Below are 16369 nucleotides of genomic sequence, written 5' to 3'. Positions count from 1 at the left end.
TTTTACGACATATTATTATACTATATACTTATAATAATTTGCATATAGAGATATTTTTTAATTTTACTTTATACTTTCAAGTATATCTTAATTTCTTAAGATATCATAATGAACTAAAATTATCTCATAATACTATTGTAATAACCATGAATTTAACTATAAAATATTATAGTATATACAAATGATTAAGAGGTGAATATTATGAAAGAAATAATAGTAGCTGGAGGCTGTTTTTGGGGTGTTGAAGAATTTTTCTCAAGAATTCCTGGTATTTTAGATACAGAAGTAGGCTATGCAAATGGAGTTACTGAAAATCCTACCTATGAGGACGTTTGCAAAAACAACACTGGTTTTGCAGAAGCATGTTACATAAAATATGATGAAGCTGTTCTTCCTTTAGATGCTCTTCTTGAACAATATTGGAGTATAATAGAACCAACTTACCTAAACCGTCAAGGCAATGATATTGGTAGCCAATATAGAACTGGATTATATTATAAACAAGAAGAAGATAAAGAAATCTTACTTAAAAGCAAGGAAGAAATCCAAAAGCAATACGATGAAAAAGTTGTTACTGAAGTAGATCTATTAAAAAACTTTTACATTGCTGAAGAGTATCATCAAGATTATCTTAAGAAAAATCCAAATGGTTACTGTCATATAAAATTAGATTAATTTAAAATAGCTATAGCATAATTAACTTTGTGCTATAGCTATTTTATGTTCTTAAATATTATTTATTGCTTTAAAAGAATCCTTAAGTGCTGGATAAAGCTTTCTATATACTTCATATGGTTTTTCATATTTTGCTACATTTTCAGCTATAGGATGAACAGTCTCTGTTACCTTAATTAAGTTCTTACAAGCTTCATCAACAGTAGGATAAACACCACAGCCAACAATAGCTAATATAGCAGCTCCATAAGCTGGACCTTCTTTTGAATTAATCATTGAAACCTTAACATTAAATACATCAGCTAAGATTTGTTTCCAAAGAGGACTTTGAGCTCCACCACCGCTTACTCTTACTTCTTCTATTGGAACATTAAGACTCTTTAATATTTCAAGAGAATCACGAAGTCCAAATGCTACCCCTTCTAATACAGCTCTTGTCATATCTTCTCTTTTAGTTGTGATATTCAGCCCAAAGAAAACACCCTTTGCATTAGGGTCACTATATGGAGTTCTTTCTCCAGTTAAATATGGAAGGAATATAACTCCATTGCTACCAACTGTAGATTTTTCTGCATCAGCAAGTAACTTATTAAAATCTTTAGAGTCTTCGTTTATTTCTTCAACCCACCATTTTAATGATGATGCAGCTGATAACATAACTCCCATCTGATGATATTTTCCGTTTCCATGACAGAAACTATGAAGAGTATTTTCATCATCTACAGCATAACTATCACTTGACGCAAATACTACTCCTGAAGTTCCAAGCGCTACTGAAAGAATTCCAGCATCAACTGTACCAGTACCAATAGCACCAGCAGCTTGGTCTCCGCCACCACCAACTACAACAGTTTCTGATGACACACCAATGTATTCTGCTACTTCTTTAGTAACCTTACCTGTAACTTCCCAAGATTCATACATCTTTGGAAGTTGTTCTTCCTTTATTCCTAGGATATCCATCATTTCCTTTGACCATTGTCTATTTTCAACATCAAAGAAAAGTGTACCAGAAGCATCAGAAACTTCAGAAGCAAATTCTCCTGTCAATTTAAATCTGATGTAGTCTTTAGGTAATAAAATATGAGCAATTTTATCGAAAATTTCTTTTTCGTGTTTTCTAACCCATAAAACCTTAGGAGCTGTGAAGCCAGTTAAAGCTTTATTTCCAGTATACTTTGATATCTTTTCCTGTCCAATTTCATTATTTAAATAATCACACTCTTCTTGAGTTCTTTGATCATTCCAAAGAATTGCAGGTCTCAATACATTATTATCTTTATCTAGGATTACAAGTCCGTGCATTTGACCACTAAAGCCTATGCCTTTAACTTCTTCGCCACTAACCTTGGATTTCTCCATAAGTTCCCTTATACCTTCTTTAGTGCCATTCCACCAGTCTTCTGGATTTTGCTCAGACCAACCGTTCTTTGGATAACTTACAGGATACTCTTTTGAAACTGAACTTAAAAGCTTTCCTTCTTCATCAACCATAATGATTTTTACTGAGGATGTTCCTAAATCTACTCCTAAAAATTTCATAGTTAATCCTCCCTATTATTTATTAAAAGCATCTGCCCAATCTTTTTTAAATCTTTCGATACCTGAATCTGTTAATGGGTGTTTAGCCATGTTCATTAACACTCCATAAGGAATTGTAGCAATGTGTGCTCCAGCTTCTGCTGCTTCAATTGCGTGAATTGAACTTCTTATGCTAGCTGCAATAATTTCTGTTTCTATATCTTGTCTTTCAAATATGTAAGCAATTTTTTCTATAAGCTCCATACCAGTGCTTCCGATATCGTCTAATCTACCAACGAAAGGACTTACATAAGTTGCTCCTGCGTTTGCAGCAAGCAATGCTTGAGCAGCACTAAATACTAAAGTAACATTAGTTTTAATTCCTTCAGCTGTTAAAACTTTAACTGCTTTTAAACCTTCTTTAGTCATTGGAATTTTAACAACCATGTTTTTGTGGATTTTAGCTATTTCTCTTCCTTCAACAATCATACCTTCTGCATCATCACTGTTAACTTCTCCACTTATAGGACCATCAACGATTGATGCTATAGTTTTTATAACTTCATTAAAGTCTTTTCCTTCTTTTGCTACTAATGAAGGGTTTGTAGTTACACCACAAATAACTCCCATGTCGTTAGCTTCGATAATTTCATCAACATTAGCTGTATCTATAAATATTTTCATAATTTTATACCCCTTTTATATTTATTTATAAAATATAGAGACAATATGAACTACTGCCTCTATACTATGTGTAATTTAATTCTAGCTACTTAAATGTATTTTGTTACAGTTTTCTTGAAAACTATTCTTTTATTTAGAATAATATTTGTTAGTTTAAAATTAGTCGTTGAAGATGTATTGGTTAACAACAGATTCTAAGTATTCTTGTCTTCCTGATTTGTTAGATATAACTGAATTTTCAAGAGCATACTTTTCTAATGATTCGAAGTCTACTTTTCCTTCAACTATATCTTTACCGATACCTTCGCTGAAAGTCTTGTATCTTTCAGAAGTATTGTTTTCTAATACAGCATCGTCAAGAAGTGAATATGCAACTCTTAAACCTTTAGCCATTGTATCCATACCAGCTATATAAGAAAGGAATAAATCTTCTGGTTCAAAAGAAGCTCTTCTTGTTTTAGCATCGAAGTTTAATCCACCTGGTGCAATTCCACCATTCTTTAATACTTCGTACATAACCATAGTTGCATCATAGATGTTTGTTGGGAATTGGTCTGTATCCCAACCTAAGTTTGGATCTCCTTGGTTAACATCAAGACTTCCAAGAACTCCATTTACTCTAGCAACAGCAACTTCATGTTGGAATGTGTGTTGTGCAAGTGTTGCGTGGTTAGCTTCTATATTCATTTTGAAATATTTTTCTAAGTTATATTTTCTAAGGAATCCTAAAACAGTTGCAACGTCAAAATCATATTGGTGCTTTGTTGGTTCCTTTGGTTTTGGTTCGATTAAGAATTGACCAGTAAATCCAATTTTCTTAGCATAGTCAACAGCCATTTGGAAAAATCTAGCTAAGTTATCTTGTTCTAATCCTAGGTCAGTGTTTAATAAAGTTTCGTAACCTTCTCTTCCACCCCAGAATACATAGTTTTCTCCGCCTAATTCCTTTGTAACATCCATAGCTTTTTTAGTTTGAGCTGCTGCATAAGCAAATACGTCAGCGTTGCAAGTAGTAGCTGCACCGTGAACGAATCTTGGGTTACCAAACATGTTAGCTGTTCCCCATAATAATTTTTTACCATGCTTTTGCATTAATTCTTTGCAGTAAGCTACGATTTCATCTAATTTTTCATTTGTGTCAGCTAAAGTTTTGCCTTCTGGTGCGATATCTCTATCATGAAAAGCAAAATATTCTATTCCAAGCTTATCCATAAGTTCAAAGTTAGCTTCCATTCTCATCTTAGCTAATTCCATTTCATCTTCAGCACAATCCCATGGTCTTAACATAGTTCCAACACCAAATGGATCTGAACCAGCACCTGTTAATGTATGCCAGTAAGATAATGTGAATCTTAAGTGTTCTTTCATTGTCTTTCCGCCAACAACTTCATCTGGATTATAATATTTAAACGCAAGTGGATTCTTTGAATCCTTTCCTTCGTATTTTATTTTCGGTACATTTGCAAAATATTCTCTCATTAATAATACCTCCATTTTGTAACTGTTTACAGTGTTTATATTTAAATTTTACTACTTTTAAAATACTTTTTCAATACCTTTTTAAAAGTATTTTAAAAAGTTTTAGAATTCTAAATGATAATCTTCGCCTTTTATTGTATCAAAAGCTATTACATTATCTTGAAGTTTTTCAACACTAACTTCTTCACTAGTATGTGCAAATCTAGGAGTTCTTATTATGCATCTATTACCTGCCTTTGAAGTTACTGTTACATAAGCTTTATTTTCAGTCCATTTTATACTTAGTTCGAAACCACCCCTAGCACATAAACCAGTAACTTCACCTTCACTCCATTGTTTTGGCATTGCAGGAAAAATATTAATCTCGTTGCTATGGCTTTGAACTAACATTTCAGCAACACCTGCTGCCCCACCAAAGTTTCCATCAATTTGGAATGGTGGATGGTTATCTAATAGGTTGATTAAAGTGGATTTTGCAAGTAGAGCATTGATATTTTCATAAGCCTTTTCACCCTCTTCAAGTCTTGCCCAGAAATTTATTATCCAAGCTCTGCTCCAACCAGTATGTCCGCCACCATGAGCAAGTCTTCTTTCAAGAGTATTTCTTGCAGCTTTAGCAAGTTGTGGAGTATCTTTAACAGTTATTTGATTTGATGGATGTAATGCAAATAATTGCGATATGTGACGATGACCTGGCTCTACCTCATCATAATCTTCTGCCCATTCCATTATTTGTCCATACTTGCCTATTGAAGGTTTTGGTAACCTTTCTCTAAGAGAAATTAGAGTTTCTGCAAATTCTTTATCTGTATTCAATAATTCAGAAGCCTCTATACAGCTAGAGAATAAAGCATATATTATTTGGCTATCCATTGAAGGTCCTATACATAGAGAACCTGTTTCTCCACTTTCAAGCCTATAAGTATTTTCAGGTGATACAGAAGGACAAGTTACTAAGTATCCATTCCTGTCTTCAATTAAATAATCAACAAAAAATTCTGCTGATTCTTTTAAAGTTTCATATGCTTTCTTCAAGAACTTTAAATCACAAGTGAATTCATAATGCTCCCAAAGATGAAGACATAACCAAGCTGCTCCCATTGGCCATACCGTCGCAGGCATCCAATGATCCTGTGGTGCTGTATCTCCCCATAAATCAACGTTATGATGAGCAACAAATCCTCCGCAATCATACATAACCTTAGCAGTGTGTCTTCCAGGTTCTCTCATTTTCTCTATAAGATCAAAAAGAGGTGTATGGCAATCCGATAAATTACAAGTCTCCGCTGGCCAATAATTCATCTCTGTATTTATGTTAATAGTAAACTTACAACCCCAAGGTGATGTATGATGCTTATTCCATATTCCTTGAAGATTAGCTGGAAGTGTTCCCGGTCTACTACAAGAAATTAGCAAATACCTTCCAAAGTGAAAATATAAAGAAATAAGTCCATCATCTAGTTTTCCTTCTTTAACTCTTTCAAGTCTTTCGTCTGTAGGTATCTTTGAAAGTTCTAAAGCTTCTTGCTTATTTCCAAGCTGTAAAGTCATTCTACTAAAGTAGCTTTGATACTCAGCTATATGATCTTGAAGAATTGACTCATAAGTTCTTTTTGAAACTGCCTCTGCTGTACTTATAGCCACTGCATCAAAATCATTTGATAAATAGCTTGTTTTAGAAGTTAAATATAGAGTTACTGCGTCAGCATTTTCTACTACTATATTTCCCCCCATAGTATATAAGTTTCCACCTTCGGAAGTTCCCTTTAAAATTATAGAGTAGTTAATAGAGTCAGGACCTCCACAGCCACCCCTTAAAGCTACAGTACTGTCATTTAGTGCTGTTCTTGTGTCCATGAAAAGTTCTCTTCCCACGAAACCTCTAAAAGATATAGCTTCTTTTTTATCAGCAGTTATTCTAATAACTATGGCATCATCTACAGCACTGGAAAGAATCTCTCTTTTGAAATTCACTCCATCTATTTCATATTGAACTGTAACCATAGCTTTATTTATATCAAGTTCTCTTCTATAATTTTTAACCTCATCACTATCATGATAAAAATCTATAAATAAGTCCCCTAAGGTTTCATAATGTCTTTGATGTTCTGGAGTACCCATCATGGCAATGGCACAAAGTCTTTCTGCTTCTTTTAGTTTTCCATCAAACAAAAGTTGTCTAACCTTTGGAAGCTGAGCCAAAGCGTCTGGATTATTTCTATCTAAATATCCACCAGACCATAGGCTTTCCTCATTAAGTTGAATTTGCTCTTTATGCACATGACCAAAAACCATAGCTCCAAGTTTACCATTACCTACTGGCAACGCTTGATCCCAATTCCATACTTCTGCTGGTTCGTCATACCAGAGCTTAAATAAATCTTCTGAGTTTTTTAAATCCTTGATGCTCAATATTTACACCCCTTTTTCGAATAATCGTTTTCAAAACTATTCTACTATTTAACTATTCTTATTACAATATCTTTTTAAAACTCTTTTAAAAAGTGGCCAAGTATTCAATTTGATATCTATAAGATTATAAACTACTCCATAAATGTTTTAAGTAATTTAATTTGGTGTTAACTCTTTGCAAAACCTTAACAATCATTGGGTATCTAATGAAGAAACCTAACCCCATAATATGATATAATTGTATAACTGAGTATAAATTTTTCTGTTATCAATAACCTCATAAATGGACTATAAAAATTTAGGGAGAAATAAAAATGGAAAGAAACATTAGTAAAGAAAAAAGAAAAAATAGCAATATAGCCACTTGGATATTATTGATTTTTTCTGCAGTTTTTTTTATATCATATCCATTCCACTACAGTTTTTTAGGTGGATTGATATCTAGCTTATGTTGTGCTGCAATGATAGGAGGCTTAGCTGATTGGTTTGCTGTTGTGGCACTCTTTAGAACACCATTAAATAGCAATGTATTACGTAAATTATTTGAATCCTCCAAGTTCATTAGAACAGAAATAATACCTAAAAATAGAGAGCGTATCTTCCAAGCATTAGTAGATATGGTTGAGAAGGAACTCCTAACTAAAGAAAGTATCATAAGCAAGTTAGAAAATATTAATCCTTCAGGTATTATAATAGATCAAATTAAAACTGATAAAAAACAAAACTTACATATTATATTAGATACTGTTTTTAAAGAAATAGTTTGCAATCTAAATGAAAAAGATTTAGAAAACATAGAGACCCTTACCAATAAAATTTTGAAGGATAATCTAAAGTCACTAGAGCTTTCAAATATTATTTCACAAGTTCTAGATTGGATGTGGGACAATGGTTACAAGGAAAAAATTACAGATATATTAATCGATAAAATAGAGGAATTATCGAAAACCTACGAAGCAAAAATGCTTATTCAAGATGCTGTGCTTCATATATTAGAACTTAACAGAGGAAGCTTTTTAATTATGATTGTAGGCTTCTTTGTAAAAGGAAACCTAGAGAATATTTCAAAAGGTGTTCAAGAAAAATTAGTAGGTTTCTTAGCAGATATGAGAGAACCAGATAGTATTGAACGAGGGCAAATACAGTCCTTTGCAAAAAAACAACTTGATAGATTAAAGACTGATGATGCCTTAAAGAATTCTATAGAAAATTGGAAAAATGAAAAGCTAGTTGGAAATGACGCTGTTATTAAAAAGCTTGGGGAAATATTAACACAATATATTTCTAGTTTAAAATCAGAACCTACTAAAACTTTTCATATTACAGAAGGTTTATTGGACAAAGTAGAGAATCAACTTGAAGATTTTGTGATAAATGAAGAAAAGCAAATAACCTTTAATACTGCTATAAAAAACATTATTGAACAGACAGTTGAAAAAAATCACTATAAAATAGGCTTAATAGTAAAAGAAAAGTTGGATGGTATATCAGGTGAGGAACTTTCAAATATGATAGAACCTATCATAGGAAGTGATCTTCAACTTATTAGAATAAATGGTTCTTTAGTTGGTGGACTTGTTGGAATAATTACATATCTACTTACATTTTGGATAGTTTAGGAGGAGTGGCTATGAATTATAAACGTAAAGCTAATATGGCACTAGGTATTTCAGTAATTTTCTTTTGTCTCTGTGTAGTATTAAGATATTTTTATAGAGACGCTGTTATATTTAAACTATTGTTATTTGTAGCAGAAGCCTCTTTAGTAGGAGGTATAGCCGATTGGTTTGCAGTTACTGCACTTTTTACAAAGCCACTAGGTTTTACTTACCACACTGAGATAATACCAAGAAACAGAAAGTCCATTATAAATTCAACAGCAAATCTAGTTGAAACAGATTTATTAAGTAAGCAAACACTGAAAAAGCATATAGATAACTTAGCGATAGTTGAACTACTTGTTAAATATTTTGATGAAGATAAAGAGAGAAAAACAAATTATATAGACAAGCTTTCACAATTCATTATGAAGTATATCTGTAAAAAAGATTTGAAAGTAGCAGCTAGTTATATAGAAAATCTTCTAAGAAAAGAAGGAAAGAACGTAAGCTTATCAAATAAGCTCAAGGATTTTATAGAAGATAAATTTATATATGAAAACAGAATAGTATGGGTACAAGATCTTTTAAATAAGCTCTCAAAAGGGGAATTAGACGAACTAATACTCACTATTTCCCGAAAAATTCTTGCTAACAGCGAGGAAAAATCAAGCTTTTCACTAAAGAACTTACTAAAGAAATTAAATGTATCAATGGCAGAAGATTTAGCAAACTTAATAAAATCACAACTTAAAATTATCCTTACAGAACTTATGAAGGAAGAAAGTGGACTTCCACAGGAATGTGTAGAAAATATAATTAGAAGTCTAGATGGGATAGAGCTTTCGCCAGCTTCAATAGAGCAATGGAAGCTTAATCTATTAGAAAGTACAGATTTTAAACCTATTATAGAAGCACAACTTCCATTAGCTATAAATGAGATATCTATAAATACGATTGTGGAGAAATTATGGGATTACTTTAAAGAAAATAGCACTATTAAAAGCGCTATAGATAGAGGCATTAAAGAACTTATATGTGATCTTTTAGAGGAAAATCACAATGTAATAGGCAGTATTGTAAGTGATACCTTAAACAACTTTACAGATGAAAAGTTAAACGCCTTTGTAGAGGATAAAGCTGGTGAAGACTTACAATGGATTAGAATAAATGGTTCTGTCCTTGGAGGGTGCATAGGCTTAGTATTATTCGGTTTTCTAAATTTAATTTTTGAGCCTTACGTTTCTCCAATAATTAGAGGATTATTATCCTAGAAGGTTTGTTAACCTTCTGTATAGGGTAATTACTTCTTTACAAACACTAGAATTTTAAAACACGCCTATAATATACAAGTTGGATAATTGAATCTCTATTAACAACTTATACATTTAGTTTTGAAATCAATGCTGTTACTGAGGAAACTTATTACAACATATATAAATTATCATCGGTAAAAAATATCTACAATAAAACATAATCAAGCGCTAAATTACTATTCAGCACTTGATTATGTTTTTTCGATTAAAATTTCATTTCTTCAATGAATTCTAAATCTACTCTTGTTTTACAGCCTCAATTAAATTAAGCTTAGCAGACTTAACTACTGGAATAATTGATGCTAGTATCATAACTAAAATACCAATTGCTACATATAATCCTAAATATTCAATTTGGATTACTAGCTTTGAATCATCTAGTTTTGATAGGATATAAGTCATTCCTATACCACCAACTACTCCCATAATTCCTCCAATAACAGCTCCTGTGAAAGCTTCAATGAAGGTCATAGATACTATTTGTTTTTTGCTCATACCAACAGATCTAAACATTGCAAGAGACTGTTTTCTTTGCATAAAACTAAGCACTAAGTTATTAATTACACCAAAGAAACCTATTACTATAGCCATTATACAGAAGCTCTGCATTAGAGATATAGTGTTTACATTATCATCAACTTCTATTTGTTCTAATTGAGCCTTTGTATTAATTTTAGGACTAAGCTTCTTAAAATCAGCTTTAAGTTCTTTTCCCAACTCCTTAGGTGCTATACTAGACCTAACATAATAAGCTGAGGCCTCACTAGATTTCATATCAGCCTTCATAAATCTTTCAGAAACTAAGGCATAATCGCTATCATTCATAAAATCTTTGAAGAATCCAATAATTTTATATTCTTTTTCACCACTAGTTGTTTTTAACTTAAGTACGTCACCCTTCTGAACCTCTAAAGTTCTTTGCAAGGTTGAAGAAATCATGATATTTCTTCCTGCATCAAGTTCTTTAGACATATCACCAAAATCTTCTTCAGTGCTTATGGTCCAGAAATCTGAGAACTTTAACATATCTATTCCCTTTACAGTTCCAATTGCTGTGTCAGTATCTACTATTTTTATATTTTCAAATTCATAATCCACATATACGTCTTCAACTCCATCTTTGTTATAAAGCTTATTCACAAAAGAGTTCTCCGCATTTGAAACTGTTATCTTTAAATCAAAGTTTGCCCCTTTATAGCTATTTAAACTTGATAATACTGTGTTGTAACCAGTTGTATTTATGGCTAATAAAACTGAAATACTTATGGCAAGCATTATCATGTTATTTAATACACCCTTATTCTCCCTTAAATTCTTTGCAGCCAATATTCCGATGTTCCCAAAAATAACAACATATATTTTTTCGAATAACTTAACGAATAACTTAGTTGCATAAGGTATAAAGAATACTATTGCAAGCAACGCAAACAACATTGCTAACCCTAGGAATAAGTTATCATCTGGATTATACTTAGGTATAGTAATTAAATAAGCAATTACTACACATATTATTGGTAGCAGTATTTTTATTTTTTTATCCTTTTTAACTAACTCTGCAGTTCTTAATATTACATCCTTAATAGGAATTTTAGAAATCTTCATAATAGGGAAGATAGAACTAATAAAGCTTAATAATATAGATATTATAAAGGCTACCGCAAGTTGCGCAAAAGAAAACTGTATTGTAGTATTTAGCTGCAATCCTGGTGTTACATTAGCTATATCACTCATATATAATGATAGAACATATAAAAGACCTATTCCAAAACCACAGCCAAGAAACCCTCCTATTGTACCATATAAAATACTTTCACCTAACAATATTGTATTGGTAGTTTTCTTTGTAGCTCCTATACTCCTCAAGGTTCCTATTACAGGAATTCGTTCTGCTGCTATTACCTTAAAGGATGAATAAATTATAAAAGCACTCATAAAGAAAACTATTCCTGATAGTAATAAGAATATAGATGAAATATCAGAAAGATTACTTTGCAGTTTTTCTACATTAAATGTCTCTTTTACTTGATATGATTTATAATCTGATTGTAAAGTCTTCACCATAGACTTTTTCAAACTTGTATCTTTAAGTTTTATGTAAAGTATATTCTTTTTACCATGAGCATCCAACAAAGATGCCATTGTTTCCTCTGGTATTGCAAAATTGGGAACAGTTATCGCTTTACTAAATGGTCCTTTAGCTGAAGCTATACCCCATAGGGTAAATCTCTGCTCTTGTCCCTTTATAACAACCGTTATAGTATCTCCAAGCTTAAGGTTATGATCTTCAGCTACAGTACTACTTACTATTATGCTTTTGCCCTTAAACTCTTCATTTTCTAGAGAACTAGCTATACTAAAAGGGTTAACTTTATTTAATTCCTCTGGAACTACACCTTTTACTATTACAGGTACGCTTTCTCCAAGGGTTACATTGTAAACCCCACTAGCATCTAATTCCCCAACAACTATGTCAAAATCATTTTTATATTTCTCTAGTGCACTTTGACTAAGAAATTTACTATCTGATTTCTCTGTAGGAGAGATTGTAATATCAGAAACACCAACAACCTGTGTTACTGATCCCAATACAGTTTTTAATATACTTCCAGAAATAGCAATGGAGGAGAAGAATACTGCTGTAGATAAAATTATTGAAAAAAGTATTAAGAAGGTCCTGGCTTTCTTACTAGTAATATTTTTTATTAGCATTTTTAAAACAATACTCATAATATTCCCCTTTGTAACCAATAATTTTCTGAAGCCTAGACCTCTTATTTAACACCTTGTGCATTAATCTGTAAATTTACATTTAATCCTGGTAGTAAGAACTCATCAGCATTTTCTATTGTGATCTGAGCTTTGATTATTGATTCTGTATTTTCCTTAGTAACATTACTTGCGATATATGTTACCTTTCCTGTATACTCTTTTGATTTATCAGCAATCGGTATTATTTTTACAGTTGCTCCTTGTTTAACATCCTTGTAGAATTCTTCTGATATATCAGCTTCTACAATAAGTTGTTTTGTATCTATTAAACTTAAAAGTTTTACATTCTTTTCAACAGCCTCACCAACATTGCTAATAACATCTCCTACAACTGCACTATCAACATCACAAGAGATTATTCCATCTTTTAAGAATGCTTCTTCTAAATTCTTTCTCATCAATGCAATTTCTTCGTTTAATTGATTTAACTTTTCTGTCTGAACCTCTGGCACATTTCCTGCTGTAATAGTATTCTGCTGAATTTGAGCTTTAGATATATCTGATTGTATTTGTCCTATTTCCTCTTTTAATTTTGCATTTAATGTATCTATATCAAATTTCACATCTTCTAAAGCTTTGAAAGCCTCTTGCTCTTTACTTCTGCTTTCCTCTAATTCTGTTGCTGAAGATAATTTATTTTGTTTAGCAGCTGCTTCATTTGCATCTAACGCTGACTTTGCTTTATTGTAAGCATTTTGACAATAAGTTAGATCTTTTTGAAGCTTTATCATTTCTGGACTGCTATTATTATTAAGATACCCTTGTTTTGTAACTAAATCTTCATTCAATTTTCTTATAGTTTCATTTTGAAGATCTATATTTTCCCCGTTTTGAGCACTTTGAACTTCTAATTGAGCAACTCTAGCTTCATGTTCCTTGTTTTTTATAAGCCCCTCATATTCAGATATATTTATTCTTACTAACTTTTCACCCTTAGTTACCTTTTGGCCAGCTTTAACATATATCTCCTCAACTGCTGTTGGGAAATTGACATTGATATTTTTAACAGTTCCTGATTTTATAACCCCATAAGCTTGAACATTTCCAGTACTACTAGCTTCTTCAGTTGAATTTGATGCAGTTACAGTTACTGATTGTTGACTCTCACTACAAGCAGTAAGTGTGGTCATAGCAGCCGCAATAAGAAACATAATAAATAGCTTTTTCATTAGATATTTTCCACCTTTCCATCTCTAACATTTATTATTCTTTGACCAAAGCCAGCAGATTCTATAGAGTGCGTAACTTGGACAATAGTTTTTCCCTTTTCCTTATTTATTTTTTGGAAAAGATTCATTATCTCATTTCCAGTTTTGGAATCAAGATTTCCGATAGGTTCGTCAGCTAATATAATATCTGGCTCATTAATTAATGCCCTTGCAATTGCAACTCTTTGCTGCTGTCCACCAGATAGTTCTCTTGGTGTATGGTTTCTTCTTTCTGTAAGTCCTACTATTTCAAGAATATCATTGAGCTCTTTTTTATACTTATTTGTCTTTTTGCCATCTAGCAAAAGAGGAAGCATTATGTTTTCTTCAACAGTTAAGTTAGGTATTAGATTATAAAACTGAAACACAAAACCAATTTCTCTTCTTCTCATTATACTCTCAGCTTTATCATTCATTTTTGCAATATCAGAACCTTTTATTTTTATGCTTCCTTTTGTTGGTTTATCTAGACCTCCTAAAAGATAAAGCAATGTACTTTTTCCAGAACCTGAAGGTCCCATTATTGAAACAAATTCTCCTAAAGAGATATTCAAGCTTATACCTTTAAGAATATCAACAGACATATCCCCCATTTGATAGCTCTTATGTAAATCTTCTACTTCAATTACGTAACTCACCAAACTTTTCCCCCTTCCAAAGGCTCGTTTTATTAACTTTAGATCTCTACTCTCTTTTCAATGATGCTTGCTGATACTGCAAACAATACTATAGCAACAACTATTTTAAACAAAAGTCCAGTTACACTTGTCTGAGTAATAGATGCTGATGAAGTACTTTCTATTGTAAATTTTTGAAGTTCGATATATATTGGCATTGCATTCTTAATTAATCTTCCTATTGCTCCAAAGGCACCGTTTAATGCGAAGAAAGCAATAACTGCTAAAACTGTTGCAAGTGACTTTGTCTTAGCTATGCTTCTAAACAGAATTATAGAGAAATAGGCTAATACAATAACAAAAACATAGCCAACTAGTGCAATTACTGCTATATACAAAAGATCGTCCATTAAGTAAAGAGTCTTTCCAATAGCCGCTTCTGACGCTTTAACTATCTTCATAACATGAAGTGCTGCAAAAACTAATATTATAGAAAAATAAATTAGGAATTCTCCAGCTGCAGAAATCAATTTTGCACCAACTATAGTGCAACCATTCTTAGGTAGTGTGAAAAGTAACTTTCCCGAATCGCTAAAGATATCCTTTAACAATATTCTAATAGCCATAATTATAGCGACAATCATGCTAACTCCATTTATGATTATAGCTACCAACATTGACATTATTGAAGTGAAATTTAAATCTACATCTCCTGAGAAAGAAAGTCCTTTTGAATTAGACATTAATCCGCCCCACTTAAAGCTAATAAGAGCAAATAGATTTATTAAAATTAAAGCTATACAAGTAGCAAATATTATCTTATTTCTAGCTTTTAATTCATACTTTAATAATTTAAACATTTTTAATTACCTCCCTGTATAAATCATCAATTGACATTCTTCTTTCATGTCTAAGATCTTCTGGATCTCCACTTAAAAGAATTTTTCCACCTGAAATAAAAGCAACTTTATCTACTAATCTTTCAAAAATTTTAGCATCCTTAGAAGAAAGAATTACTGAGCTTTCTTCATCATAGCTTCTTAAAATTATATCTATTATCTCATCCCTTACTAATGAATCAGCACCACTAAAAGGCTCATCTAACAGGTACAATTTTGCTTTTCTTGAAAATATTAAAGTAAGCTTTAACTTTTCAAGATTATCCTTTGAAAGATTTCCAACCTTGATTTTTCCATCAATATTCATGTCACTAAGCAGATTTTCTGCCTTTTTCTTATCAAAGTCTTTATAAAAGTCTTGGAAAAATCCGATTTCTTCTTTTACAGTCATCCAGTTGTGAAGATGATTTCCTTGAGGTAGATAAGAAACTATCTCTTTTGTATATACTCCTGGTTCATGGTCATCTATTTTAATTGTTCCTTGGTCTTGTTTAGCAAGCCCAGCTATTATATTAATTAAAGTAGTTTTTCCGCTCCCAGCTGGTCCGATTAGTCCAAGAACCTTACTATTTTCTAAATTAAGACTTATACCATCTAAAGCTTTTCTTCTTGAAAAACTCTTAGATAAATTTTCTATTTCTAAAATAGACTTCACCCTTTCATCTCCTTTGCAACATAGTTTTGAAGAACCTTAATAGCCTCCTCTGAAGCAAACCCAATTTTTTTCATTCCATCTATAAAAGTTATAACAATATCTACAGCCATTGTGTTTTTAATTTCTTCAATTTTGCTGCTATCCTTCGTTATAAATGTTCCCATTCCTCTCTGAGTGTAAATGATATTGTTTCTTTCTAGCTCTTGATAAGCTCTTTGAATTGTATTTGGATTTACGCTATATTTCTCAGCCATTTCTCTTACAGACAACAGCTTATCACCTTCTGATAATTCTCCACTTACAATGTTTTGTTTTATGATATCCATTATCTGCAGGTATATTGGGATTTTATCATCAAAATAATAACTCATTACACACCTCCAATATCTATGTTTTAGTGTACTAATGTCATAATACACTCATAAACAAATAATGTCAATACATTTTCATGTTAAATATCCATGTATATGTAATTATTCCTTGTATCTCATATAGATTAATTATTTTTTGTATTTAACCTACAAAACACCTACTTA

Annotated in this window: 13 protein-coding genes; 3 read left to right on the top strand and 10 right to left on the bottom strand. The window is 31.8% G+C overall.

The window, feature by feature from the left end:
- Positions 1-201: 201 nt before the first annotated feature.
- Positions 202-675 (top strand): peptide-methionine (S)-S-oxide reductase MsrA, encoded by a 474-nt coding sequence (gene msrA, locus CLOCEL_RS03060; RefSeq protein ID WP_010074857.1) that lies wholly within the window; start codon positions 202-204, stop codon positions 673-675.
- Between the two features lie 51 nt (positions 676-726).
- On the opposite strand, the gene xylB is transcribed toward msrA, so the two are convergent.
- From xylB to CLOCEL_RS03040, 4 genes are all read right to left on the bottom strand, one after another.
- Entirely contained in the window at positions 727-2217 is a 1491-nt protein-coding gene (gene xylB / locus CLOCEL_RS03055) for a xylulokinase (RefSeq protein ID WP_010074858.1), read from the bottom strand.
- A 15-nt stretch (positions 2218-2232) separates the two neighbouring features.
- The gene (fsa, locus tag CLOCEL_RS03050; protein ID WP_010074859.1) at positions 2233-2880 is read right to left on the bottom strand and encodes a fructose-6-phosphate aldolase; all 648 of its coding nucleotides are present in this window, start codon (positions 2878-2880) and stop codon (positions 2233-2235) included.
- Between the two features lie 159 nt (positions 2881-3039).
- Positions 3040-4359, bottom strand: a complete 1320-nt coding sequence (xylA, locus tag CLOCEL_RS03045; protein WP_010074860.1) for a xylose isomerase — start codon at positions 4357-4359, stop codon at positions 3040-3042.
- A gap of 102 nt (positions 4360-4461) precedes the next feature.
- Positions 4462-6771 carry a glycoside hydrolase family 95 protein gene (locus CLOCEL_RS03040; RefSeq protein WP_010074861.1) on the bottom strand — a complete coding sequence of 770 codons (2310 nt, stop codon included), beginning with the start codon at positions 6769-6771 and terminating at the stop codon, positions 4462-4464.
- A gap of 314 nt (positions 6772-7085) precedes the next feature.
- Between CLOCEL_RS03040 and CLOCEL_RS03035 the strand changes: the two genes are divergently transcribed.
- Both CLOCEL_RS03035 and CLOCEL_RS03030 read left to right on the top strand, forming a co-directional pair.
- Positions 7086-8390 carry a DUF445 domain-containing protein gene (locus CLOCEL_RS03035; RefSeq protein WP_010074862.1) on the top strand — a complete coding sequence of 435 codons (1305 nt, stop codon included), beginning with the start codon at positions 7086-7088 and terminating at the stop codon, positions 8388-8390.
- Positions 8391-8401: 11 nt separating this feature from the next.
- Complete coding sequence (locus CLOCEL_RS03030) at positions 8402-9643, top strand: DUF445 domain-containing protein (RefSeq protein ID WP_010074863.1); 1242 nt, start codon at positions 8402-8404, stop codon at positions 9641-9643.
- Positions 9644-9922: 279 nt separating this feature from the next.
- On the opposite strand, the gene CLOCEL_RS03025 is transcribed toward CLOCEL_RS03030, so the two are convergent.
- From CLOCEL_RS03025 to CLOCEL_RS03000, 6 genes are read right to left on the bottom strand one after another with little or no spacing between them, the layout of a single operon-like run.
- Complete coding sequence (locus CLOCEL_RS03025) at positions 9923-12412, bottom strand: FtsX-like permease family protein (RefSeq protein ID WP_010074864.1); 2490 nt, start codon at positions 12410-12412, stop codon at positions 9923-9925.
- Between the two features lie 44 nt (positions 12413-12456).
- On the bottom strand, positions 12457-13623 hold the full coding sequence (locus tag CLOCEL_RS03020; protein WP_010074865.1) for an HlyD family secretion protein: 1167 nt from the start codon (positions 13621-13623) through the stop codon (positions 12457-12459).
- On the bottom strand, positions 13623-14300 hold the full coding sequence (locus CLOCEL_RS03015; protein ID WP_010074866.1) for an ABC transporter ATP-binding protein: 678 nt from the start codon (positions 14298-14300) through the stop codon (positions 13623-13625). The genes CLOCEL_RS03020 and CLOCEL_RS03015 overlap by 1 nt, the downstream gene beginning before the upstream one ends.
- A 38-nt stretch (positions 14301-14338) precedes the next feature.
- Complete coding sequence (locus tag CLOCEL_RS03010) at positions 14339-15139, bottom strand: hypothetical protein (protein WP_010074867.1); 801 nt, start codon at positions 15137-15139, stop codon at positions 14339-14341.
- On the bottom strand, positions 15132-15833 hold the full coding sequence (locus CLOCEL_RS03005) for an ABC transporter ATP-binding protein (protein ID WP_010074868.1): 702 nt from the start codon (positions 15831-15833) through the stop codon (positions 15132-15134). The genes CLOCEL_RS03010 and CLOCEL_RS03005 overlap by 8 nt, the downstream gene beginning before the upstream one ends.
- On the bottom strand, positions 15830-16204 hold the full coding sequence (locus CLOCEL_RS03000) for a GntR family transcriptional regulator (protein ID WP_010074869.1): 375 nt from the start codon (positions 16202-16204) through the stop codon (positions 15830-15832). The genes CLOCEL_RS03005 and CLOCEL_RS03000 overlap by 4 nt, the downstream gene beginning before the upstream one ends.
- Positions 16205-16369 lie beyond the last annotated feature (165 nt).

It is taken from the genome of Clostridium cellulovorans 743B (assembly GCF_000145275.1).
Classification (GTDB): domain Bacteria; phylum Bacillota; class Clostridia; order Clostridiales; family Clostridiaceae; genus Clostridium_K; species Clostridium_K cellulovorans.
This window is presented reverse-complemented; position numbering and strand designations above follow the sequence as displayed.

What these genes read in the sequence shown, in the direction of transcription:
- msrA (WP_010074857.1), top strand. Translation starts at nt 202, where the DNA reads ATGAAAGAAATAATAGTAGCTGGAGGCTGTTTTTGGGGTGTTGAAGAA.
- xylB (WP_010074858.1), bottom strand. Translation starts at nt 2,217, where the DNA reads ATGAAATTTTTAGGAGTAGATTTAGGAACATCCTCAGTAAAAATCATT.
- fsa (WP_010074859.1), bottom strand. Translation starts at nt 2,880, where the DNA reads ATGAAAATATTTATAGATACAGCTAATGTTGATGAAATTATCGAAGCT.
- xylA (WP_010074860.1), bottom strand. Translation starts at nt 4,359, where the DNA reads ATGAGAGAATATTTTGCAAATGTACCGAAAATAAAATACGAAGGAAAG.
- CLOCEL_RS03035 (WP_010074862.1), top strand. Translation starts at nt 7,086, where the DNA reads ATGGAAAGAAACATTAGTAAAGAAAAAAGAAAAAATAGCAATATAGCC.
- CLOCEL_RS03030 (WP_010074863.1), top strand. Translation starts at nt 8,402, where the DNA reads ATGAATTATAAACGTAAAGCTAATATGGCACTAGGTATTTCAGTAATT.
- CLOCEL_RS03025 (WP_010074864.1), bottom strand. Translation starts at nt 12,412, where the DNA reads ATGAGTATTGTTTTAAAAATGCTAATAAAAAATATTACTAGTAAGAAA.
- CLOCEL_RS03020 (WP_010074865.1), bottom strand. Translation starts at nt 13,623, where the DNA reads ATGAAAAAGCTATTTATTATGTTTCTTATTGCGGCTGCTATGACCACA.
- CLOCEL_RS03010 (WP_010074867.1), bottom strand. Translation starts at nt 15,139, where the DNA reads ATGTTTAAATTATTAAAGTATGAATTAAAAGCTAGAAATAAGATAATA.
- CLOCEL_RS03000 (WP_010074869.1), bottom strand. Translation starts at nt 16,204, where the DNA reads ATGAGTTATTATTTTGATGATAAAATCCCAATATACCTGCAGATAATG.